Below are 24,035 nucleotides of genomic sequence, written 5' to 3'. Positions count from 1 at the left end.
TGTTGCTGTCGCTTCGCTTTCGCACAGATAAAACATTGTTGCTGTCGCTTCGCTTTCGCACAGATAAAACATTGTTGCTGTCGCTTCGCTTTCGCGCAGAGCAAAGCTCCCTGGGGGCGTCCGATGAGCCGCTTGGGCCAACAGGTGTTTTTTGCGCGAAAGCGTAGTGCAACGTAGCGACAGCAACAGCAGGATGTTGGTCACGAAGGCGTTATCACAGGATGTGATGGTTTTAGTCTTCGTTCCTCTATTGCTGATCCTCAAGGAGTCGCTCAGTCTCCACACCAATCAACCAATTCACATAGCGTGTATCTTCTGGCACGTCTCTCTAATTTATAATGTAAAAACATAGTGTTAACATGTGCAAATATATAATCGCGTCGCTGTTTTAAATCTATTCTGTTTGAATATATGGTAAGAAGTTAATTAATCCTAGCATAGTTCCCCTTTTGACAAGATAATTGCTTGCCCTCCTACCATAACTCTTGGATTATTTTTATTTATTAATTTTGTAATGATGTTAGAAGGTCTGCCCATACTATACCCTTGAAGAAACGAGTACTCTTGATCGAATTTATTTAGTACGTGGTTATGAAAAAGATAATAAGTTAACGCCCCATTTGAAGTACCTGTTGCGGCTTCCTCATCAATACCGTAGAGTGGACAAAAGTTTCTACTCTCCGCTATCCCTTCTTTTGTGTCGAGCGTAAATGCATGCACGCCCCCCACTTTATTGATCTTTGTATATTCGGCTAGTGCTTTAAAATCGGGATTTAAAGCATATAAATCATCCTTTGTTTTTATTGGAAGCATTATATCCCAAAGACCCGTACTTGCAGCTTGAGGAACTAAATTGACATTTATATCTCCTATTTGACTTTTATCAATTTTGAAAAGGTTAGTCAAACTATCATAATCATCGAATATTTTTCCTAACTGAGGTTCAGCTTGCTCCATCATAATAAATGATTGATTCACTTCCACAGCAAGTGTGCCGGCGAGTGTGTTCATAAAATATGTATTATTATCTTCAATCGCACAACTGTCTAATAATGCCTTAAAAGATGCAATAATAGCATGTCCACAAAGTTCAACCTGTGCAGTCGGTGTAAAAAACTTTATGTCAAAATTTTCATTGTCTATTTTTTTAATAAATGCGGTTTCTGAAAAACGCACTTCTGCAGCAAATTTCTGCATAAACACTTCATCTAAATTTTCATGGATCACTACACCTGCTGGATTACCGCCAAATTTAATCTCTGTAAAAGCATCAATTACATAATATAACAAAGCTAACTCTCCCTTACTTTAGAATTTATATTGTTACTAATACCTTACTATATCGATTAATCTATATATAAATAAAAAAACGCCACAAAAATGTGACGCTTTTCATATTATTGAAGTACTTTATGCCAATGACTTTAAGGTGCCATATTAAATAAATTATGGCTCTCCTGAAAACGAAGGGTAGATTTCTGGTCCATCTGAGCACTTTTCTGAGAGGTGTTCAATCTCCACTACAATCAACTAATTCGTTTAGCAAGTATCCAATAGTTATTAATATTCAATAAGTGTTTTTATGTTAATGTCGCCAAGTTTTGCACGTCCGTTTAGCTCTGTTAACTCGATAAGGAATGCACAGCCAACAACCTGACCACCTAATTGTTCAACTAAACGTACTGTTGCTTCAATTGTACCACCAGTCGCAAGTAAGTCATCACAGATTAATACTTTTTGACCTGGTTTAATCGCATCTTTGTGCATTGTTAACGTATCTTTACCGTACTCAAGACCGTAGTCAGCACTTATTACTTCACGTGGTAATTTTCCTGGCTTACGAACAGGTGCAAAACCAATTTCAAGCGCATAAGCAACCGGGCATCCGATAATGAAGCCGCGAGCTTCTGGACCTACTACAATTTCAGCACCTAGTTCTTTTGCGTAATCTACGATTTGATCTGTTGCATATTTGTATGCAGGACCGTTATCCATAATTGTTGTAATATCTTTGAAACTGATGCCCTCTTTTGGCCAGTTTTCAACCGTTGTTACGTATTGCTTTAAATCCATGTTATTGCTCCTCCTACGAAACCTATTTCGTATATTAATGTAATCGTTCATCAAACCATTGTTTTAATTCTATATAAGGGGCATATACTAGCTTTTGCTCCATTTCAATCTGTTCTGAACGCTGTTTGTAAGACGGTGCCTCTGTGAGTGCTTGTTTTGGGGCATTCACGTTGACAGTCGTCAGTCCACTCTCCATTTTAACAAAATCAAGCTCAAAAAACACCTGTGTCATAAATTTTAATGCATCTAATGGCCAACCTGTATGCTTCGCTAGATCATCCAAATGCATATTTAATGGAAAAGCAGGTCGATTTTTTAGAAACTTATAGTACCAGGAGAATTGCTCACGCGTAGGCAACCCATTGAAATACTGTGAATCTGGCATGTAAAAGTGTGCATATATACGGGAAGGTGTTGTTTTCTGTAATACATTTTCTAACATTCGAACATTTTGTGGCAAATCTAATAGTACGATATACTGGCTTGGATTTACATTTGAAAGCGTAGAATCAACTGCTAGAATCGGTACACCAATAAGTGACTGATAATAGGTAATCGTTTCTGGACGAAAGGCGATAAACGTTGCCTCTTCCTTTGGTACAGTATTTAACCAGCGTGATGTTTGACGTATACCACGAATGTCAAATAATTGCCACTCTGTCGTTTGAACATCTTCTATCATAAATTGTGCCTTTTTACGTCCCTGCCATTCATTAATTTGTAAATCCCCTGTGAATGATACTTTTATTCCAAATGTTAGCTCGTCGTGTAGATGTCCCTTATTAAAACCGACACTATCCAATTTTTCATAGCCATCAGTTAGTTCCATTTTAATATGATTTTCAGCTGCTCCAATTTTACGCATCGAGGCGATTTCTACATCTTCGAGGACATAAACAGGCTTCGGAAAATCTGTACCAAATGGACCAAGTGTAGAAATCTCTTCAATCGCGTCTGCTGAGATTTCATCCATTTTTAGTGGTATATCAATATTAAGTACAGGTGTCAAATGCTCTTCTGATAAACAAGCCCTTGCTTGAGTATCTAAACGCGATCTCAATTCATCCACATGGTCAATGGATAAGGTCATACCGGCTGCCATAGGATGCCCACCAAAATGAGGTAATATATCGCGATTCTTCGCTAGTTCATTATACAAATGGAATCCTTCAATACTACGAGCAGAGCCTTTAGCTGTCCCTTTTTCATAATCAAGCGCTAACACAATTGTTGGTCGATAATATAACTCGACTAGACGAGATGCAACAATCCCAACAACTCCAGCATTCCAACCTTCTCCAGCAACAACTAAAACGAGTGATTCCCCAATTTTTTTGTCAGATTCAATGAGAGCAATAGCCTCATCTGTAATACTCTTTACAATATCTTTGCGCTCGCTATTACACGCATTCAACTGTTTTGCTAATGCTATTGCCTTAGCATTATCCTCTGCCATTAATAGCTCTACACCCGGTGCCGCTTCTCCAAGTCGACCAACTGCATTTAAACGCGGTCCAAAATAAAAACCGATAGTTTCTTCGTTAATTTTAGTTTGTTCTGCACTTGCTACTTCACACATTGCCTGTATCCAAGGGCTAAGTGAACGGCGCATTTCTTCTATTCCTCGTTTTACAAGGTAGCGGTTTTCATCAACTAATGGCACTAAATCCGCTACGGTTCCAACAGCAACAAATTCAATTAAGTGTGTTGGAAGTTCCCCGTATAGAGCGTGCGCTAACTTAAACGCTACACCCACACCTGCAAGCTCGCCAAATGGATAATGTCCTTCCGGTATACGCGGATGTAAAATAATATCTGCTGACGGTAGCTCATCACCCGGCTCATGATGATCTGTGACGATCACATCCATACCTAGTTCCTTCGCTACACGAATCGGTTCAATACCTGAAATACCATTATCCACTGTAATAATTAGCTGAACACCTTCGTCATGTGCTTCGCGAAATAGCGCTTCATGTGGTCCATAGCCGTGAATAAATCGATTCGGTATTTTAAACGACACATCGGCACCTAGATCTAGCAGCACATTGAGCATTACTGTCGTGCTTGTAACACCATATAGTGATAGGTAAGCCTTTGAAGTTATCTCTAGCTTTTCCCCCACTTCACACCGTGCGTGAGACTTTCACCTCACACGGCGTTCCATCGAATAGATTCAAAACTTTGGTAATCTACATAACTTAACAGAATTCACTTTTCTTATATGTCTAATCGTCCAAATTAGATTGTTAATTGTTCTACTTCTAATTTCTCTCTTAGCGTATTTAACTTGTTTAAACTTTTCATATTCGTAATTAGATGTTTATACTTTGAGATTGTTTCTTCATCTTTAGCATGTATTAAAATATGAATGTCTTTATCAACGAGACAGAGGTTTTTGTATTCGTCAGTACCACCTTGCAATCGTGGTACTTTGTGATGGCAGTGAAGTGTCATCGGATTTAGTTCTTGCCCTGTTACACGGCATTTACCTCTTTGTGCGCAGTATAATGCAATTCGATTATCGTTATATTCAACACTTCGTTGTGAAATCGGATGTTCCATTAAGAAACGAAGTACGCCGACATCGATAGTAGAAAGGTTATTATGAATTTCTTCTCTACCTTCTTTTGTATATGCATTTACTGCATTTCGTTTCATCATTGGACTTTTGTGTTTAATGTAGCCAATAGGTAGAAACGGTTCTCGTGATATAAATCTAAGTTGCTTGCTTTTTCCGTATTCCTTCTTGATGAAATCAGATGTGATAACACCTGTTTTCTTGATTCGCCGTTTCATTCGATGGTCTTTCAAGCACGCGTTTACTTCATATGCGATGTTTCCCATATCCTCGGCTATCATTGTTGCTATACGAAAATATTGATGAAGTCCTATTACAGTTGAGTTATATAGAGCTATTTTTCTTGCTTGGTCATTTGAGCCACTATCATATCGAATACCATTAATAATTTCTTTTAGGTTATTCTTCGTGCGCTGTACTGCTTTATCACACATATGGCTTTTCACAACCCATTTGTTTCCTTTTGGTATGAGTTTCATTTTCAACCCTAGAAATTCAGAATAGTCCTTTTTAAGATTCACGATTTTTGATTTGTCTTCGCTAATTTCTAAGCCAAGTCTATCTTTTAGCCATTTTTGGACTGCGATAAATAACTTCTTCGCATGATTAGGATTACTACAGAATATTTTAAAATCATCTGCATATCGAACAATGTAACATTCCTTTAATCGGGTTTTCTTTAGATGGTAATATGGATTTCCTTTATCTGTTGAATTCCCTCTATCTTTTCGAATAATTATTTTATCCTTACAAATCGGAGTGTTTTCCCACTGGCTTTCAATCCATCTATCCAATTCATTGAGAACAATATTAGATAGTAAAGGAGAGAGAATTCCTCCTTGTGGTGTACCTTTCTCATTCTCAATAATTTTTCCATCTGGCATTTTGATTTTGGCTTTAAGCATTTTAGAAATAATCGTGAGTAAGTTTTTATCTTGTATACCTAATGTCCACATTTGTTTTAATAATTTTACATGTGATACGTTATCAAAGAATCCTTTAATATCAATGTCAACTACATAAGACATTTTAGAATTTTGCATTAACCGATAACTTTGTGCAATTGCATTTTCTACTGAACGGTTTGGTCTAAATCCATGACTTCTACCTGAGAATTTTGCCTCTGCTATAGGTTCAAGAACTTGTAAAATACATTGTTGGACTATTCTATCCCAAATTGCAGGAATTCCTAGTGGTCTTGTTTTACCATTAGGCTTGGGTATTTCAACTCGTCTTACTGCTTTCGGTTTGTAATCTCTTAATTTGTTTCTGACATAGAGGATGAATTGTTCCTCCGTAAGCTTCGATATATGCTCGATTGTTCGACCATCTACCCCTGCTGTTTTACTGCCAGTATTTTTCTTAATATTACGATACGCTAACTTAATGTTCTCAGACGAACTGATAATCCCCATTAAATTTTTGAAGTTACTATTGTTTTTACTCTGGTCATATAGCATGTCAAATGTTGATTGCATACTATAATATTCAGCATTTCTTAACTTGGACTTTTTAACATGTTGTACGATTCGTGAATTTGCCACAGACATCAGCACCTTTCTCAAGTGGTGATTCTATTAGTCATACTCGAATCTGTGTCTGTTATGCATTTATAAGTCTTTGAAACTTCCGACTAGAGCCTATCCCTCCACCATTTATTATCATGGTTTCAAAGGTACTATGACTCCACTCTCACGAAGATAAATCAGTTTTAGTAGGTCAATGCCCTTTATTTACTGAACTGCTTCATAGGTCGGTTAATACCTCCACATCCTTCGCTTTCCACGTTCCGATTCCTCTATCCTTGCATATATCCTTAGGTTTCTCCTATAGTCCTGTATGCTTGAATTCGCCTGTAACGAATTATGGGGTTTCATAACTGCAGATTTTTACTCACCCACACATACGATGGCACTGCCACCTATTACATTTCTGTAACATCTACGTCTAGACCCGTACATTCAGAGATTCGTCAGTGCTTGTGCAGCACATTCTAACCATAGATACTTTATGGACTCCCGGCATATAGGATACACTATCCACCGCTGGACAGCTTTCGTGTAAGTTACTAATCCAACTTACTTACGGTATCTCTCTGCCGACTTCACCGAGCTTCATACTTCACTAGTTAACCTTAGCTAAAGCATGTCGGAGTATCAGAGTAGGCGTTTCAGGGCGTTACTCCATCATTCCACCTATCAAGAAATCAGTTCTCCTAGGGAAATTAAGCGACTCCCTAGTGTCTAAGCTTTTCACTTAGAAACGTGTCGCACCGGCATCGTAATCTCCATAAATTAGGATTTTCTCTCCGTTTTCAAGTGCTTGCTCAATACGTGCCACAGCTTCTGCCATGCCATGCATTAAAAACGGGTCATGGATACTTGCTTCTGTCATATTTAATAAGCTCTCTGCGTCAGCAGTTGTTTCACAGCCTCGCGCCGCTAAAATTTTCGCTGCAATCGCAGAAAGTTGTAGGTCATTTTGTAATGTTTGTACAAGCATTGCGTCTGGACGCTCTACCTGCCATCTTTTTTTCGATAGAATCATCTTTTCACTTCCTTACGAAGGCTATTATACCGAAAATCTAGCTTGTCCGCACTATCCATCAGATTGATAGTTTTTTCCTTCCGATTCTCCATTCAATCCGTCATCTATACCTTTCTAACCGACATACAAAAAAAGCCTACTCCGTTAAAGAGTAGACTTTTCAAGATCACCTTTTGAAGCGGACACTAATGCCTCAATCTTCGTTAAATTACCTTCATGTAAAGCTGTTACAATTGCACTGCCAACGATGACACCATCACCAAGTGCCCCCATGCTTACCACCTGCTCAGGAGTCGATATTCCAAAGCCAGCAAGCACAGGTATATGACTAACTTCACGTAAGTGTGCAAAATGCTCCTTTAAATCATGAGCAAATTTTGTGCGAGCCCCTGTAATTCCGTTTACTGTCACAGCATAGACAAAGCCTTGACTAGCAGCGGCAATACGTGCAATTCGCTCTGGAGGACTTGTTAACGATACAAGCTGGACAAGATCGATACCATGAGGATTTAATGTTTCACGTAAAATGGTACTTTCCTCTAGTGGTACATCAGGGACGATTAACCCTTTGACGCCCCCTGCTACACAGGCTTCAGCAAATGCTTCTAACCCATAAGCTAAAACAGGATTAAAATAAGTCATAACAACTAATGGAACATGAATTTCTTCTTTGAATGAGGCAAGTGTTTCGAAAACTTTACGTAAAGTTACGCCAGCTGCTAAAGCTCGTTCTCCTGCCTGCTCTATTGTTGGACCGTCTGCTACAGGATCAGTGAATGGAATACCCACTTCGATCGCCGTTACCTCCATTTGCTGCAGCTGCAGGATTGTTGGCTTCAGAGTCTCCAGCCCCCCATCACCTGCCATAATGTATGGTATAAATGCTTTATTACCAGTGACTGTTGTTTGTTCAATTGCCTGCTGTAATGTTGTCATTATCTATCTCCTCCTAACACTTTACGGACAGTATGAACATCCTTATCTCCTCGGCCTGATAAACATACAACAATGATGTCATCTGTAGACATTGTTTTCGCAAGCTTTGCTGTATAGGCAATAGCATGAGAACTTTCTAGCGCAGGTAGTATTCCTTCTGTTCTACTTAGTAACTGCAAGCCCTCAAGTGCTTCACTATCTGTAATCGAATTAAATTTAGCACGCCCAATATCATGTAAATAACAATGCTCAGGACCCTTCCCCGGATAATCTAGCCCGGCTGAAATAGAATGTGCCTCCTGCACAAAGCCATTTTCATCTTGTAATAAATACATGTATGCACCGTGTAAGACTCCTAACTGTCCACCAGCAATTGCCGCTGCATGCTTTCCTGTTTCAATGCCACTTCCCGCAGCCTCTACTCCATATAGCGCCACAGTCTCATCGTCGACAAAAGGATGAAACATACCGATTGCATTACTGCCACCACCTATACAGGCCACGACTGCATCTGGTAAACGTCCTTCCTTTTCTAAAATTTGCTTTCTAGTTTCTTCACCAATTACACGCTGGAAATCCCTTACGATCTTTGGGAACGGATGTGGACCTAACGCTGATCCCAAAATATAATGAGTGTCCTCAACATTTGTTACCCAGTAGCGAAGTGCTGCATTGACTGCATCCTTCAATGTTTTTGAACCTGTTTCTACAGACTCCACTTTTGTTCCAAGCAATTCCATACGAAACACATTTAACTGTTGGCGCTCTATATCCTCGGCCCCCATAAAGACAACACATTCAAGATTTAGTAATGCACAAGCAGTAGCCGTTGCTACCCCGTGTTGCCCTGCACCTGTTTCAGCCACAATTTTCTTTTTACCCATTCGTTTTGCAAGAAGCGCTTGACCAATCGCATTATTTATCTTATGAGCTCCAGTGTGATTTAAATCTTCACGCTTTAAATAAATCTTTGCTCCGTCAAGCTCTTTTGTTAAATTTTCAGCGTAGTACAATGGTGTTTCACGACCAACGTATTGTTGTAAATAATAGGTAAGCTCATCCGTGAATGTTGGATCTTTCATTGCCTCATCATAAGCTGTCTCCAGTTCTAACAAAGCTGTCATTAATGTTTCTGGCACATATTGTCCACCAAATTTTCCGTAACGACCTTCCTTCGAAGGTACACTATTTGCAATTGAATTCGCCATTATGCTCTTCCCTTCTTGACTGCGTGAATAAATGCATTAATTTTTGTTATATCTTTTACACCGTCTGTCTCCACACCACTCGAAACATCTACCATATATGGCGACACAAGTGACACTGCCTCCTCAATATTCTCAACCTTTAAACCACCAGCTAACATTAACTTATCTTGCGGAATCCCTACCAATTCAAGAAGGGTCCAATCAAACGTATGACCACTACCTCCTTTGAAATCCGTCCCTGGGGCATCGAATAAGTAATAGTCCACATCATAATTAGCAGCTACCCGAACATCTTCAGCACAACGTACGGACAATGCTTTGATTGCTGGATAGCCTTGTTCATGAATAAAGTCTGGTGTTTCCTCCCCGTGATATTGCACGTAATCTAAAGGGACGCTTTCCACTGCCGTTCTTAATTCTTGTGCGCTTGGATTGACAAAAACACCAATTTTTAAAATCCCTGCTGGCACATGTTTTGCTAATTGCTGAGCCTGTTCAATTGTCACTTGACGCTTACTAGGAGCAAAGACAAAACCAATTGCATCCGCTCCCGCCTTTATAGCTGCTTGCACATGGTGTTGTTCCTGCAGTCCACAAATCTTTACCTTTGTCATACAGTTGCTCCCACCTTATTTACCTGTAAACTTTGTAAAGCAGCTCTAACATCACCACTACGCATTAATGCTTCACCGACAAGTACACCACTAGCTCCCATAGATGCCACTGCTTTGGCATCTTCCTGTGTCCAAATACCGCTTTCACTGATTAATACCCGCTCCTCTTTGAACGGGAAAGCTTCAGCAATTTCACGAGTCCGTTCTAAGCTCACCTCAAAAGTGCGTAAATCTCGGTTATTGACGCCAATTAGCTTAGCTCCTACTGCAATAGCACGTTCAAGCTCCTCAAGGTCATGCACTTCAACTAACACCTCTAAATCTAAGCTTTTTGCATAGCTAAACAAGTCACGTAATGCCTCATCTGTTAACGCAGCTACAATTAATAAAATAATAGATGCACCTGATGCCTTAGCAAATCGAATTTGCACACGATCAATTATAAAATCCTTACAAAGAAGTGGCGTTTGAACAGCATTTGCAACTGCTTCCAAGTCATCAAAGGAGCCTTTAAAAAACTCTTTATCAGTTAAAATAGAAATTGCCGCTGCCCCTGCTTGTGCATAAATTTTTGCTTGTGCAACTGGATCTGCTCCTTCTGCAATTAACCCCTTTGAAGGTGAAGCACGTTTCATTTCAGAAATAACCTGCAATGTTTCAGCTTTTCGCAATAGCTCAAATAGTAATGGACGCGGTTTTTCTGTAAAATTTGCTAATGGATCGGGCTGTTCAAGTAAAGCATTAACTTCGATTTTTTTTTGTTTGAGAATTTTATTTAAAATATTCATTGTTGGACCTCCACTTCTTTAATGTTCTCACTATAAGCAACGACTGCCTCTAATTTTCGGCGTGCACGCCCGCTAAAAATACTATCCTTCGCCATTTCTACACCCTCTTTAACAGTTTCAGCAACTCCATAACTGAACAGCCCTATACCAACATTCAATAAAACTGTGTCAAAGTAAGCACTTTGTTCTCCGGCTAATAATTTACGCATAATAGCAGCATTTTCATCTGCATTGCCTCCTCGAATAGCCTCTAACGGTGCATAACTAAGACCTGCATCCTCTGCGGTTAATGAAAATGGAATTAAGTCTCCCTTATCTACTAAGACAAACGTATTTTGACCTGCTAATGACGCCTCATCTAAACCTTGAGGCCCTGAAACGACCATTGCACGTTTCCGCCCAAGCATTTGTAAGACGGAGGCATATTCCATGACAAAATTAGGACGATTAATGCCCGTAAATTGTGTTGATAAAGGCACTGGATTTGTAAGTGGACCGACGAGATTAAAAATAGTTGGCTTGCCTAGTGCTCGACGAACCTCTCCAATTCTCTTTAATTTCGGATGCACATTTGGAGCATATAAAAAAGCAATTCCTTCTTTCTCTAACAGATCAACAGTTTGTTCAATGGAAATATTCGTATGAATCCCAAGTGCTTCTAAAACATCCGCGCTTCCCGATGCTGAAGAAATTTTACGATTTCCGTGCTTCGCCATTTTGACACCAGCCCCTGCTAGTACAAAGGCGGAAGCAGTGCTAATATTAAATGTATTGAGCCCATCGCCACCAGTACCGCAATTATCCATATATACGCCTGCTTTTACTGGTACATCTAGTGCAAACGAACGCATTATAGTTGCTAATGCCGCTACTTCATGTGCAGTCTCACCTTTCACTGATAGTGCCGTTAAAAAGCTTGCGATTTCTTCCTTCGGTGTATCATCATGGAAGATCCATTTTGCTGCCTGCAGCATTTCCTCATACATTAAATGCTCTCGCTGTTGTACTTTTTGACAAATATCTTCCATTACTAGTGACCTCCTGCTTTTTCAACTAATTGTAAAAATCCCTGTTCGTCCTCTTCTACTTGATTTAAAACTTCCTTAACATTTGTGTATTTGGTTACCGTTACAGTTGATTGCATATGCATCGTTTCATTTTCGAAGACAATAGATTTCCCTAGTAAAGCAAAATCAAGATGACCGTTAAAACCAATAAATCCGATAGCTCCTCTTAATACCTCAACGGTTTGACGATATTTTTTTGGAAGCCCTGTTGATGGTAAGGATGGTAACGTCGCAGCTAATACATCCAAAGCATGAAGCATCGGTAAAATTTGACCCTCGACTCTCGATGTCATGTGTAATGAATGCTTTGAACGCTCAATTCTCATCGCCTCAATGACTTGAATGGAATCTCGGAAGCACACGGACTGAAGCTCCTGTTGAACAGCAGATACAAGTACAGCATGTGACTTCCTAATATCTGTGTTGTTATATAGCTTTCGTTCATGTTCTAAATCTTCACTTTTTATGGAACCTCTAGGAAATGTCCCCTCTGTTGGTGTTGCAATTACACGCTCACCTTGTACTCGAATCAGACTTTCGGGAGATGTTCCCAAAACAATATGATCCTCAAATTCTACATAATACATATAGGGAGCAGGATGTTTTTTACGCAATTGACGATAGAAAGCGAAAGCATCCCCTTGTAAATTCGCTAACAAACGCTGTGACAGTACGACCCTTGTAATATCTTTATCCAAGGAAGCTTTGATAGATGTAAGGGTTGTCGCAAATTGTTCATTCGTTGTCGTTTCGAGCTGCCGATAACTACATGTTTTATCCTCATCCTCTCTGCCCTTTAACAGTTGTTCAGCCAACTCCTCTAAATTTGGTTCTTTCTTTTCTGCATCAATATTCGTATGAATTAATGTAACTTCGTCTGTTATATGATCAAATACAATGACTGTCTCATACACATGGAGGTGCACATCTGGTAGCTGCACTTTATCCTGTTCAGTAGTTAATACCGACGTTGCCCCCTTACCAACAAAGCCTACAGCTCCACCGGAAAACGGGAATTGTGTCGTATTGGATATACGTGGCATTAATCTTTTCAGTAAGACGAAAAGGTCGCCTTTATGCGTATACGTTTTTCCAGTCTTAAATGAATATTCCTGAATCTCATCTCCAAAGCCTTTATATGTTTTTCTTGGATTCGCACCGATAAAAGAATAGCGTCCTGCTCCCTCATGCTGTGCCGAACTCTCTAACAAAAATTTGTAATTGCCTTGTAAGCGTCTAAAAATTAAAATCGGCGTTAAAGAATCAGCATTTATGGTTTTCATTGTTGTTCTTGAACTCGTCGATAACATAATTATCAAGCTCCTTCTTTAATATTCCTAAATAGAATGTAAGACTTTTAAAGGTTTAGCCGCTGAATAGACGTTTGTTGAATAAAAGGCTCTACTTCAAATGTGGAGCGAGGCATATTGTAGCTTTCTCAATCTTTCATGCACCTGCCTTTCCGCCGACTGACTATCAAGACTCCTCAGTTTGTTGCCACAAACACTATTAGGTCTTAACTTGCCGTTATTCGACAGGAGTCTCTGAGAAAAAATAAAAAAAGCCCCCTGCAAAAAGGATTTTTCCTAATTGCAGAGGACGATCAAGACCGCGTTGCCACCTCATATTAGAGCATATTTGCTCTCCCTTATGTGCTCAACCTTAGTTCGCCAGTTAAATTGACGTATCTTTTGGGTTAATGGCAAAAGATTTATCTAAGTGGAAGCACCCCCTATAACGTGGGGAATCCGTTCGCTATCATCAATTTCGCTTTGGCGTAATTGCATCCTGATTAAGCGACTCTCATAAGTCCATTCACATAAGTTACAAATCAGTTTGCACCATCCACTGACTCTCTAAATTGCACACTTATGCTACTACTCTTATTCAACAATTTCTCAGCTATTCTCATCTAAACTCAGCTCATCTGTTCTAAGGCTGATCTCGCTCCCGAGACCTCCTAGCCTGTACCGAACAAAAAGTTAGCCTTATTTTATGCCATACTACTGAAATTGTCAATTAATTCAGATAAAAAGTGAGAATGTTAGAAAAATTCCATCGCTATATAAAGGTAGAATTCCTCATTTCCATTTTACGTAAAATAGGATGAAAACTGCCTACTTTTGAGTATTTTTCAAGTATTGACCTAAAAAAAATATCAAGTTATATTAATTTCAGAACTTGAATTCTCTAATACAATTAAAGAAAGTAGGAACGAATATGTCCGTTCGTAAAAAATTAAATATCGGTTTTATCTCACTCACTTGTTTACTTTTAGTGTCAAGTATTATTTCATTCATTCAATTTAAATCGGTTGAAGGAGATATAATAGAGGTACTCGATCACAGAATCGAGCAAATCCGATTAACAGAGAAAATACGACAGGAGCTTGCCTCACAAGGGCTATTTTTAAACGCTTATATTCTAAGTAATAAGGATGAAGAGACAAAAGAAACTTTAGATTATTATGAAAAAGTATTGCCCGAAACGATTAATGAACTTTCAGGCATTGTTCGTTCCGATTACACAATAGATATTATGAAGCAAGTGACTGAATTACAGAAAGATTTACAAACAAGCTCTGATAAAGCTAGACAAGCATTCAATAATGGAAATACAGATTTAGCATTGTCATACATAAATGAGGAAGTTTCAAAAAGCAGTGACGAAATTTACTTTCTAACTAGTGATTTATTAGATTATCATGATAAAAATCTTGAACAAGTCAAAACAAGTGTTGTTCAAACAGTTGCACGAGCTATTATTATTTCTATTGTCTTACTTTTTTTAAGTGCAATCGTTGGTTTTTATTTTATGCATTTCGTAAAAACTTCCATCACCAAACCGCTGCTTAAAGTGATTGACGCAGCCGATACATTAGCACAAGGCGATTTAACGATTGCTCAACTTGAACATAACGCTAAAGATGAGATTAGTACACTTGCAGGAGCAGTAAATACACTAAAACAAAACTTAACTGTATTAATAAGCAATGTTCAAGACAATGCTACACATTTGTCTGCCGCGTCCGAAGAGCTTTCTGCAAGCACAGTAGAAGTGACAGCAACTTCAAATGACATTGCACATCGTGTACAAGATACGACAAATCATTTATCTTCAGCTGCTAGTGTCTCTCAACAAAGCGCAATCGCTATGGACGAAACAGCTGCTGGTGTACAACGAATCGCTCAAGCTACACAAACTTTGCATCACAATGCCATGAATATGACACAACTTGCCCATACAGGAGGCACAACGATTACAACGGCTAAAGAACAGATGGATACAATTTCTGAGACTACTACTCAAATTGCCGATTTAACGCAGAAGCTAAGTAAGCAATCTGAAGAAATTGGACAAATTACAAAAGTGATTACTACGATTACTGAACAAACAAATTTACTAGCACTGAATGCTGCCATCGAAGCAGCACGAGCTGGTGAGCATGGCAAAGGCTTCGCGGTCGTAGCAGATGAGGTACGAAAGCTTGCAGAGGAATCACATCAATCTGCTGGTCAAATTGTCGCTCTCACAAATGAAATTCAAACGGATACACGTAATGTAGCAGCTGCTGTTGATGCAGGATTAGCATCTGTCCAGGATGGCGTAGCGAAAATTCACGAAGCAGGAGATGCATTCTATTCCATCACAGAATCTGTTCAAACATTTACCGATCAAATCGAGGATATTTCAGCCACTTCCGAACAGATTTCAGCAAGTGCTGAAGAAGTAGCTGCCTCTGTAACAGAAATTGCAAATGGCTCGAGCGTTTCTGCGAGTAATGCACAAATCATCGCTGAAGCAGTAGATGAGCAGGCAGCAACCATGCAGCAAGTTAATGAGGTAGCGGAGGAGTTAAGCAACAACGCTCAGCAGCTGCAGTCTTTACTACAGCAATTTAAACTTTAATAGATCATACAAAAGAAACTGTTGCTTTTCCGAAGAAAGCAAACAGTTTCTTTTTTTGTATTTAAAAGGTTCTGCATTAAATGTTGTGGATGAAGTAATCCGTCTGTTCAACTCTTCTATCCGTCACTTTGGGCTATTCTATCCGTCACTTTGCCTTTTCTATCCGTCACTTTGCCTTTTCTATCCGTCCATTTCAGCTCTTCATTCCCTCTCTATTATTTTCCATAAAAAAACAGGGAAAGAAATATTTCCTTCCCTGTTTCGTATTATAAGCTGATGTTAAACAGTAGGTTCATCAGTTCCCCATTGTTTTTTCTCTTTTTTGTGGATTTGACCATCTGATTTTTTCATTTCACGAACTTTTAATGAATACCAGATTTGTGCAGCGATACATATTGAAGAATACATACCTGTGATCAAACCAACTAATAACGCAATTGAGAAGTTTTGAATCGATGGTGCACCTAGAATAAGAAGTGCCACTGTAACGATAATAACCGTTAACACCGTGTTAACAGATCGACCCATCGTTTGACGAAGTGATTTGTTAACGATATCCGCTAATACTTCGCGGTCCTTAATTGTATCATATCGATTTAAGTTTTCACGCATTCGGTCAAATGTAACAATCGTATCATTAATAGAGTAACCGACAATCGTCAGTACAGCAGCAATGAACGTAATATCGACTTCTAAGCGCATAAAGCTAAATACAGCAACAATCAAGAATACGTCATGTATTAACGAGGCAATTGCCCCAACACCCATGCGCCACTCGAAACGAATTGCTACATAGATAATGATACCAATAGCCGCAATTGCTAATGCTTTAATCGCATTTTTAGCAAGCTCTTTACCGACAGTTGGTGATACTGTACTTACACCAGGTTCAGAACCATATTTCTCGCCTGCTTCTTTTTTAAATTTTAAAACTTCTGCTTGAGATAGGTCCTCTTTATAACGGATAACCGCAGAGTTACTCTTTTCACCTGTAAGAACGATATCATCAGATGAGAAGTCGATACTATCTAGATATTTAGATACTTCTTCTATAGTCAACGTATGGTCTGCTTCAATTTGTACACGAGTACCTTTTGAGAAATCAATACCAAGGTTTAAGCGGAAAATACCAAGGACCACTAAACCAGCCACTAAAATAGCTAATGAGAATGTATAGAATTTCTTACGGTTGTGCACAAAATCAAAACGATCAAATTTCGTTGATAAATCTAATGTACCGATATTTTCATCCAAGCTATGCTGTTTAGATTTCGCAATACCAAACCATGCTGGACTGTTGAAATATCCACTGTTGACAAGTAATCCTAATAGTACTCGGGACCCCCAAACAGCTGTTAGGAAGCTGAGTAAAATACTGATAATTAAAGTTGTTGCAAACCCTTTAACTGAACTTGTCCCGAATTGGAATAGTACAGCTGCTGCTAATAATGTAGTTAGCTGAGCATCGATAATGGCTGACAGGGACTGCTTTGAACCAATTTGGAATGCTTGTTTCACCGAATAACCGACACGTAGTTCCTCACGAATACGTTCTGCGGCTAGAATATTCGCGTCTACTGCCATCCCTATACCAAGCACGATTGCCGCAATACCTGGAAGTGTTAACACTGCATTAATCCAGCCAAACACAACTAATACTAGGAAAGTGAAAATAGTAAGTGTAATGATGGAAATAAAGCCAGGTAAACGATAGTAGAATAGCATAAATAAGAAGATAATGACTACGCCGACAATACCTGCGAAGACTGTACTCTTCAATGCTTCATCACCGAATTGTGCACCAACTGAAGTAGAATAAATTTCTGTAAGCTTAACAGGAAGTGCCCCAGCATTTAAAATACCTGATAAATTTTTTGTTTCATCAACTGAGAAGTTACCGCTAATCATTACATCTGTTGTATTTAATGTTTGAGTAACTTGTGCAGCAGATGCATAACGAGGCTTCGCTTTTTGTGATTCAGCTTTATATGAATCAACACCCTCTTCAAAGTCTAACCATATAACAAGTAAGTTTTCACCTGGTGGTTTCGCCGCAATTTCACTTGTAACATCAGCAAATTTTTTCGCATCCTTTAACGTTAGCGATACAATCGGACGATTTTGCTGATCAAAGGAATCTTTGGCGCCACCTGGCTTTAAGTCATTACCATTCAACAATATATTGTCATTGACATCACGTATTGTTAAATTCGCAGAAGTCGACAATAATTTACGTGCTGATTCTTGATCTTCCACACCAGCTAATTGCACACGAATACGGTTGTTGTCTTCAACCTGAATGCTCGGTTCACTTACCCCGATCGCATTTACACGTTCACCAAGTGCTGTTGCTGTTGCTGTCATAACATCCTGTGTAATTTTTTGTCCGTCTTTTAATTCTGTTACCTCATAAAGAACCTCAAACCCGCCTTGTAAGTCAAGACCAAGCTTAATATCCTTTAAGACGCCGCCTACAGTCGTACCAATGGTTGCTGTAAAGATCACCAAAAGCAGTACGAATGCAACTATACGACTTTTTAGTTTCATTTATAAATCCTCCTCGAATAGGTGTAAGAGAGTTCTTACACTACAAACAAGTATAATTGCAATTCCTTTTGAAACGTTTATTCCCCCTTTTCCTTTAGAATAATGTAGCCTGTGCTTCAAAAGGATTACTCTACTTATTTCAATCGTTCATAACGCGCAAATTTATCCCTGTATGAATAGGTGTTAAGCCTCCAACTTCTGTTAAGAATCATAAGGAGGGTTTTCAGTAAAATTATTTTTACAAATAAAAAAAGCGCAACACACTCATTATGAAACACGTTGCGCTCGGTGTCAATTCAACACTTTTAGTATTCTATTATTATTTGACAAATTTCACATAGTCTTCTTAAATTTTAACCGGCCCAAGCAGCATTTTTAACTCTTCCGTATTCAATTCTGTAAACCAATCATTACTTTGTAAAAATTCTACTTGATTAAATGAGACGATATCAGACGGTGATATCGCAAAAATAGTGGCGATAATTTCATGTAAACGTAATTGCTCAATATTTTTTTTGCGCCATTTTTTCTCCACACAATAGCGCCATAGTTCTTCAGCGGTAATCGCATCGTATTGATAATATTTACACTCTTCTATCTTACTATCAATTGCCGGACGAATTTTTTCAAATAGTTGCTCATGTTGGATACTCATTTTGAATCATCTCCAATCAAAGTTGTATCGTAAGACATGTTTGCATACAAATAGTGTAAATGAATTTTTGCGGCTTGAGAAGGGACGGATGGCATGAGTTCTTTTGTACGAGGTACACTATTTTTAATGTTTGTAATTTTTTTATCGAAACTCTTCGGCTTCTTTTATAGAATGCAATTTATGCGTATCGCTGGTGAAGAGGCAGTCGGCATTTATATGACCGTCTATCCAGCGTTCATTTTCTTCATCTCACTCATTCAACTTGGACTACCTATCGCTGTGGCAAAAATTGTAGCAGAGTTACTAGCTAAAAACAAACGTGAAAGCATCTTTGGTGTTATGCGTACGGCTATTCTTTGGTCATTTATTGGAATGATCATCTTTATGCCGATGGTTGCACTTACAATACCATATATATCGACTACACTTTTACATAATGAACAAACAACATTCACGCTATGGATTGCACTTTTTGCTGTGCCAGTGTCAGTTGGCTCTGGATTATTACGTGCCTATTTACAAGGCATTGCAAAAATTACACCAACAGCTTGGTCTCAAATGATTGAACAATTTATCCGCATTTGTTTTATCACATTTTCGCTTCCTTTAGTGGCTGCCTATAATAATGCTGCCGTTACAGCAGCTTCTGCCATGGGGATTACGCTTCTAGCTGAAGTCGTTGCTTTCTTGTATTTATGGTTGCATTATATTGTCTCAAAGAAAAAATTATTGACACGAAAAAGCAAAATCGAGGCTTATCCTGCCTCCCCGATGTTACGAATTGCCCTTCCTTCTGCTGGAAGCAAGCTATTCGGATCTTTTACTTGGTTTTTAGAGCCCATCATTTTTTTAAAAGCTTTAACAATGGCTGGATTAACTGCTTCAGCAGCGACAATTTTATATGGGGTTATTTCGGGTGTATTAGTCCCTCTATTATTATTCCCAGCTTTTGTGTCTGTAGCACTTTCGATAGTCCTTATACCGGCTGTTAGTGACGCTGTTGCCCGTCAACATATACCGCTCCTACAGGAACGTATTTCTGTATCATTGCGACTTTCTTCCTTGGTGGGCTGTGTTGCCGCTACGTACTTTTTCGTTCATGGCGATGAATTAGCAGTGAAGCTCTTTCACCTAGATGAAAATCGTGGTTATGTGAAAATATTAGCGCCTATTTTTTATTTTTATTATATTCAAAGTCCATTGCATTCAATCTTACAAGCAATTGGTGAAGCCCGTGCTGCCATGATGAACTCCATTTACGGTGGTCTTGGAAAGCTCTTTGTCATGTTCGTACTTGCTTCTCAGCCTGGTATACAGGAAAAAGGTGCCGTTGTAGCAATTGGCTTTGGTGTTTTACTAACTTCGTTTTTGCATATCGCAACAGTAAGGCAGCGCAAAAATTTACGTGCCGGATTTAGAATGTTTGTTGTTCCATATAGTTGCTTTATTGCTGTTTGTGTTACCCAGTATTTCCTGATGCAAATGTTGCCACTACCATTCATTTTAAGTAGCTGTGTGACCTTATTTTTACTATTTACATTCTTACTATTGTCCAATCAGTTACGCATAACAGATTTGCGCTACCTTCGTAAGTTGGCCAAGAAAGTTTAATTTTCTTTCAACTGAATATGCAGCCGATTATCCTCCCAAACACAAAAAAATACAGTGCTACTATCTTGAATATTATTTTTAGCGAGCTCTGCCATTAACCAATCAATATCTTTATGCAATATTTTTAAATGTCTATCCTGAATATCACCATCAGTAATAAGTGGGTAAACAAATGCCTTTTCATCTTTTTTATAAACAGAAAGATTGCCTGAAGGCTCTAAATAGGCATAAGCAATATCTGTGACAGAAGCAGTACCATTTTCGCGTAGTTGTTGACATAAATCATCTAAATTATAGCGTTGCTTGCGCATTTCACTTTCTAAAAGGACACCATCTCTTATGAGTAATACTGGATCACCATCAACAAGGTCACGGAATTTTTTACTTTTTAGTGAAAGATACGCACTTGTTATTTGAATGAAAAATAATATGATGATTGGTAAAATTACATTAAATAAAGGACTTTCAAAGTCATCAAGCGCAAATGCTGCAACTTCAGCCATTAAAATGGATACGACTAAATCTATGACAGATAATTCGCCGACTTCACGTTTACCCATTAAACGAAAAATTATTAGGATAAACACATATAAAAAGCATGTTCTAAAAACAATCATTAAATAATCTTCCATGCAGTCACCCCCTATCATCAAGGTGACCGTGTAAGTTACTTTTTATACAAAAAAGCCTTATCAAAATGGTTATTTTGACAAATCTAAATATAATGAGTAAGGCGTTGTCCATCCTATATGTGGACAACGCCTTTACATTTAAATGTAGAAATTTTCTACTGAATAAAGATAAAATCTTAGTTATTTACAATACGTCCGATTGCTTGACGATCAAATTTCACGCGCACATTGTCTGCGATTTTTAATGTTACAGCAGTGTCCTCAATTGAGTCGATCTCTCCGTGTAAGCCACCGATTGTAATAACTTTATCTCCACGTTGCAAATTACTCTGCATATTTTGTGTTTCCTGCTGTCTCTTTTTAGCAGGGCGGATTAAAATAAACCACATTGCAACGAACATTAGTAATATTGGTATTAATCCAAAATATTGTTCCATGATTCTTGCCCCCTTTCCAATTCTCACTTTTTTAGTATAGACTATTTCACCTTAAAAAAGCGATGACCAAGCCCAAAATTTTTCTATATTACTAATATTTCTTCTATAATAGACAATATTTTGCTAATAATATTCTTAATTCACACAAATTTACATGATTTTTTTACTAAATATTAGAAGTTCTTCGCATTAGGTCCGTTAAAACCATATTTCTCGAAAAATTCTTCTCGGAAATCGCCAAGACGATCTTCACGGATTGCCTCACGTACTTGCTCCATTAGCTTCAATAAGAAGTGTAGATTATGGTATGTCGTTAAGCGGATACCAAACGTTTCTTCAGTACGAATTAGGTGGCGAATATACGCGCGTGAATAGTTTTTACATGTATAGCAATCACAGTTCGGATCAATCGGCCCAAAATCACGTGCATATTTTGCATTTTTAACAACTAAACGACCTTCTGAAGTCATTAATGTACCATTACGGGCAATGCGTGTTGGTAGTACACAGTCAAACATATCAATGCCTCGAATAGCCCCATCAATTAATGAATCCGGCGATCCTACCCCCATTAAATAGCGCGGTTTGTTCGCTGGCATCATTGGCGTAGTAAACTCTAAAACTCGGTTCATGACGTCTTTAGGCTCCCCAACAGATAGCCCTCCAATTGCATAACCTGGGAAATCTAGCTCTACTAAGGCTTCTGCAGAACGACGGCGTAAGTCCTCGTATTCTCCCCCTTGAATGATACCGAATAGACCTTGTTCTTCTGGACGGTTATGAGCTTCTTTACAACGCTTAGCCCAACGCGTTGTGCGATCTACTGATTGTAGCATATAGTCATATGTCGCAGGATAAGGTGGACATTCATCAAATGCCATCATAATATCCGAACCTAAATCATTTTGAATTTCCATTGCCTTTTCTGGACTTAAAAACAGTTTATCCCCATTCAAATGATTACGGAAGTGAACTCCTTCTTCTTCAATTTTACGGAATTGACTAAGTGAGAACACTTGGAAACCACCTGAATCTGTTAGAATCGGGCGATCCCAGTTCATAAATTTATGCAAGCCCCCTGCTTCTTTCACAATATCATTACCTGGTCGAAGCCATAAATGATACGTATTTGACAGAATAATACCTGCATTCATTTCCTTTAAGTCCTCAGGTGACATTGTTTTTACAGTTGCTTGTGTACCAACAGGCATAAATGCTGGCGTTTCAAAAGAGCCATGTGGCGTATGCACGATGCCAAGGCGTGCTCCTGTTTGTTTACAAGTATGAAGTAGCTCATAACGAATTGCTGGTTGTGTCATAAAATAAATATTCCTCTCTTATCTAAAGTAAAAACAGTACTTCGATTTTTTCCTTAGTTTATCCTTTTGGACGAATAAACATAGCATCACCAAAGCTAAAGAAGCGATATTTTTCTTCTACAGCTTGTTTATACGCACTTAAAATTGTTTCTCTTGTCGCAAGTGTGCTAACAAGCATGACAAGGGTTGATTTTGGTAAATGGAAGTTTGTTATTAAACCATCTACAACCGAAAATTCGTATCCTGGATAAATGAAAATAGACGTCCAACCTTGCTCTGCTCGAACCTCGCCTCCATATTTAGAGCCGATTGTTTCCAATGTACGGTTAGAGGTTGTACCAACTGCTATCACCTTTCCACCATTACTCTTTACACGGTTAATAATAGATGCCGCTTCTTCCGTTACACTGTAAAATTCGGCATGCATTTCGTGATTTTCAATTGAATCTACACTTACAGGACGGAAAGTTCCTAGTCCTACATGTAAAGTGATAAATACAACTTCGACCCCTTTTGCTTTAACTTGCTCTAGTAATTCTTCTGTAAAATGAAGACCTGCAGTTGGTGCTGCTGCTGAGCCACGTTCTTTTGCATAAACGGTTTGGTAACGATCCTTGTCCTCTAATTTTTCACGAATATACGGAGGCAATGGCATCTCACCAAGTTGTTCTAAAATTTCATAAAAAATCCCATTATATTTAAACTCAAATGTACGCCCACCATGATCAAGCTCTCCTGTACAAGTAGCAGTCAATAAACCATCTCCGAATGTTACAACTGTACCGACCTTTACACGTTTAGCTGGCTTAACAAGTGTTTCCCATTCATCCGTACCAGCCATTTGCTTTAATAGTAGTACCTCTATATGAGCACCTGTTTCTTCTTTAACGCCCATTAATCGCGCTGGTAAGACCCTTGTATCATTTAACACAAGACAGTCTCCTGCTTGTAGCTCCTCTAAAATATAAGCGAAATGATGATGCTCAACATTTTGTGAGCCTGGTGTCACGACCATTAACCGACTAGCCGTACGATCAATAAGTGGTGTTTGTGCAATGAGCTCCTCTGGCAATTCAAAATCAAAATCTTCTACACGCATGAAAATACTTCC

The 24,035-nt window shown here is 38.6% G+C and carries 20 protein-coding genes and 1 other annotated feature; of the genes, 2 read left to right on the top strand and 18 right to left on the bottom strand.

Annotation, left to right across the window (positions count from 1 at the left end; all coding sequences use genetic code 11):
- The 12 genes from ACVWXS_RS16660 to ACVWXS_RS16605 all read right to left on the bottom strand — a co-directional run.
- Nucleotides 1-288: hypothetical protein (locus ACVWXS_RS16660; protein ID WP_456959161.1), on the bottom strand; the 288-nt coding region annotated here is incomplete at its 3' end.
- Nucleotides 289-432: 144 nt separating this feature from the next.
- Complete coding sequence (locus tag ACVWXS_RS16655; RefSeq protein ID WP_456959160.1) at nucleotides 433-1,290, bottom strand: PhzF family phenazine biosynthesis protein; 858 nt, start codon at nucleotides 1,288-1,290, stop codon at nucleotides 433-435.
- Nucleotides 1,291-1,560: 270 nt separating this feature from the next.
- Nucleotides 1,561-2,073: an adenine phosphoribosyltransferase gene (locus tag ACVWXS_RS16650; RefSeq protein WP_402984693.1), complete on the bottom strand. Its 513-nt coding sequence runs from the start codon at nucleotides 2,071-2,073 to the stop codon at nucleotides 1,561-1,563.
- 34 nt (nucleotides 2,074-2,107) lie between these two features.
- Nucleotides 2,108-4,198: a single-stranded-DNA-specific exonuclease RecJ gene (gene recJ, locus ACVWXS_RS16645; RefSeq protein ID WP_456959159.1), complete on the bottom strand. Its 2,091-nt coding sequence runs from the start codon at nucleotides 4,196-4,198 to the stop codon at nucleotides 2,108-2,110.
- A gap of 116 nt (nucleotides 4,199-4,314) precedes the next feature.
- Nucleotides 4,315-6,204, bottom strand: a complete 1,890-nt coding sequence (ltrA, locus tag ACVWXS_RS16640; RefSeq protein WP_456959158.1) for a group II intron reverse transcriptase/maturase — start codon at nucleotides 6,202-6,204, stop codon at nucleotides 4,315-4,317.
- A gap of 706 nt (nucleotides 6,205-6,910) precedes the next feature.
- Nucleotides 6,911-7,201 carry a single-stranded DNA-binding protein gene (locus ACVWXS_RS16635; protein WP_456959157.1) on the bottom strand — a complete coding sequence of 97 codons (291 nt, stop codon included), beginning with the start codon at nucleotides 7,199-7,201 and terminating at the stop codon, nucleotides 6,911-6,913.
- A gap of 144 nt (nucleotides 7,202-7,345) precedes the next feature.
- Nucleotides 7,346-8,137 carry a tryptophan synthase subunit alpha gene (gene trpA / locus ACVWXS_RS16630; RefSeq protein WP_456959155.1) on the bottom strand — a complete coding sequence of 264 codons (792 nt, stop codon included), beginning with the start codon at nucleotides 8,135-8,137 and terminating at the stop codon, nucleotides 7,346-7,348.
- A complete protein-coding gene (gene trpB, locus ACVWXS_RS16625) occupies nucleotides 8,137-9,345 on the bottom strand; it encodes a tryptophan synthase subunit beta (protein WP_456959154.1) in 1,209 nt (402 codons plus the stop codon). The genes trpA and trpB overlap by 1 nt, the downstream gene beginning before the upstream one ends.
- Nucleotides 9,345-9,959, bottom strand: coding sequence for a phosphoribosylanthranilate isomerase (locus ACVWXS_RS16620; RefSeq protein WP_402984681.1), 615 nt, complete (start codon nucleotides 9,957-9,959; stop codon nucleotides 9,345-9,347). Before ACVWXS_RS16620 ends, trpB begins: the two co-directional genes overlap by 1 nt.
- Nucleotides 9,956-10,747, bottom strand: coding sequence for an indole-3-glycerol phosphate synthase TrpC (gene trpC, locus ACVWXS_RS16615; protein ID WP_374965793.1), 792 nt, complete (start codon nucleotides 10,745-10,747; stop codon nucleotides 9,956-9,958). The genes ACVWXS_RS16620 and trpC overlap by 4 nt, the downstream gene beginning before the upstream one ends.
- Entirely contained in the window at nucleotides 10,744-11,775 is a 1,032-nt protein-coding gene (gene trpD, locus ACVWXS_RS16610; RefSeq protein WP_456959153.1) for an anthranilate phosphoribosyltransferase, read from the bottom strand. Before trpD ends, trpC begins: the two co-directional genes overlap by 4 nt.
- A 2-nt stretch (nucleotides 11,776-11,777) precedes the next feature.
- On the bottom strand, nucleotides 11,778-13,124 hold the full coding sequence (locus tag ACVWXS_RS16605; RefSeq protein WP_456959151.1) for a chorismate-binding protein: 1,347 nt from the start codon (nucleotides 13,122-13,124) through the stop codon (nucleotides 11,778-11,780).
- Nucleotides 13,125-13,406: 282 nt separating this feature from the next.
- Nucleotides 13,407-13,714: a binding site (T-box leader), on the bottom strand.
- A gap of 320 nt (nucleotides 13,715-14,034) precedes the next feature.
- Between ACVWXS_RS16605 and ACVWXS_RS16600 the strand changes: the two genes are divergently transcribed.
- Complete coding sequence (locus ACVWXS_RS16600; protein ID WP_456959150.1) at nucleotides 14,035-15,723, top strand: methyl-accepting chemotaxis protein; 1,689 nt, start codon at nucleotides 14,035-14,037, stop codon at nucleotides 15,721-15,723.
- A gap of 279 nt (nucleotides 15,724-16,002) precedes the next feature.
- On the opposite strand, the gene secDF is transcribed toward ACVWXS_RS16600, so the two are convergent.
- On the bottom strand, nucleotides 16,003-18,270 hold the full coding sequence (gene secDF, locus ACVWXS_RS16595) for a protein translocase subunit SecDF (protein WP_456959149.1): 2,268 nt from the start codon (nucleotides 18,268-18,270) through the stop codon (nucleotides 16,003-16,005).
- Nucleotides 18,271-18,616: 346 nt separating this feature from the next.
- Nucleotides 18,617-18,925, bottom strand: a complete 309-nt coding sequence (locus tag ACVWXS_RS16590; protein WP_068983749.1) for a post-transcriptional regulator — start codon at nucleotides 18,923-18,925, stop codon at nucleotides 18,617-18,619.
- 93 nt (nucleotides 18,926-19,018) lie between these two features.
- Between ACVWXS_RS16590 and ACVWXS_RS16585 the strand changes: the two genes are divergently transcribed.
- Nucleotides 19,019-20,536 carry a putative polysaccharide biosynthesis protein gene (locus ACVWXS_RS16585; RefSeq protein WP_374965787.1) on the top strand — a complete coding sequence of 506 codons (1,518 nt, stop codon included), beginning with the start codon at nucleotides 19,019-19,021 and terminating at the stop codon, nucleotides 20,534-20,536.
- Here the strand turns inward: ACVWXS_RS16585 and ACVWXS_RS16580 are convergent.
- The 4 genes from ACVWXS_RS16580 to queA form a co-directional block, all read right to left on the bottom strand.
- Nucleotides 20,533-21,168, bottom strand: a complete 636-nt coding sequence (locus ACVWXS_RS16580) for a DUF421 domain-containing protein (RefSeq protein ID WP_427519904.1) — start codon at nucleotides 21,166-21,168, stop codon at nucleotides 20,533-20,535. The two genes, ACVWXS_RS16585 and ACVWXS_RS16580, sit on opposite strands and share 4 nt — an antisense overlap.
- A gap of 176 nt (nucleotides 21,169-21,344) precedes the next feature.
- On the bottom strand, nucleotides 21,345-21,605 hold the full coding sequence (gene yajC / locus ACVWXS_RS16575) for a preprotein translocase subunit YajC (RefSeq protein WP_456959146.1): 261 nt from the start codon (nucleotides 21,603-21,605) through the stop codon (nucleotides 21,345-21,347).
- Between the two features lie 173 nt (nucleotides 21,606-21,778).
- On the bottom strand, nucleotides 21,779-22,924 hold the full coding sequence (gene tgt / locus ACVWXS_RS16570) for a tRNA guanosine(34) transglycosylase Tgt (RefSeq protein ID WP_068983753.1): 1,146 nt from the start codon (nucleotides 22,922-22,924) through the stop codon (nucleotides 21,779-21,781).
- Nucleotides 22,925-22,982: 58 nt separating this feature from the next.
- The gene (gene queA / locus ACVWXS_RS16565) at nucleotides 22,983-24,023 is read right to left on the bottom strand and encodes a tRNA preQ1(34) S-adenosylmethionine ribosyltransferase-isomerase QueA (protein ID WP_456959145.1); all 1,041 of its coding nucleotides are present in this window, start codon (nucleotides 24,021-24,023) and stop codon (nucleotides 22,983-22,985) included.
- Nucleotides 24,024-24,035 lie beyond the last annotated feature (12 nt).

Source organism: Lysinibacillus sp. TE18511 (assembly GCF_054062295.1).
Note: the sequence above shows the minus strand (reverse complement) of the source record. Positions and strands in the feature narration are given on the sequence as shown.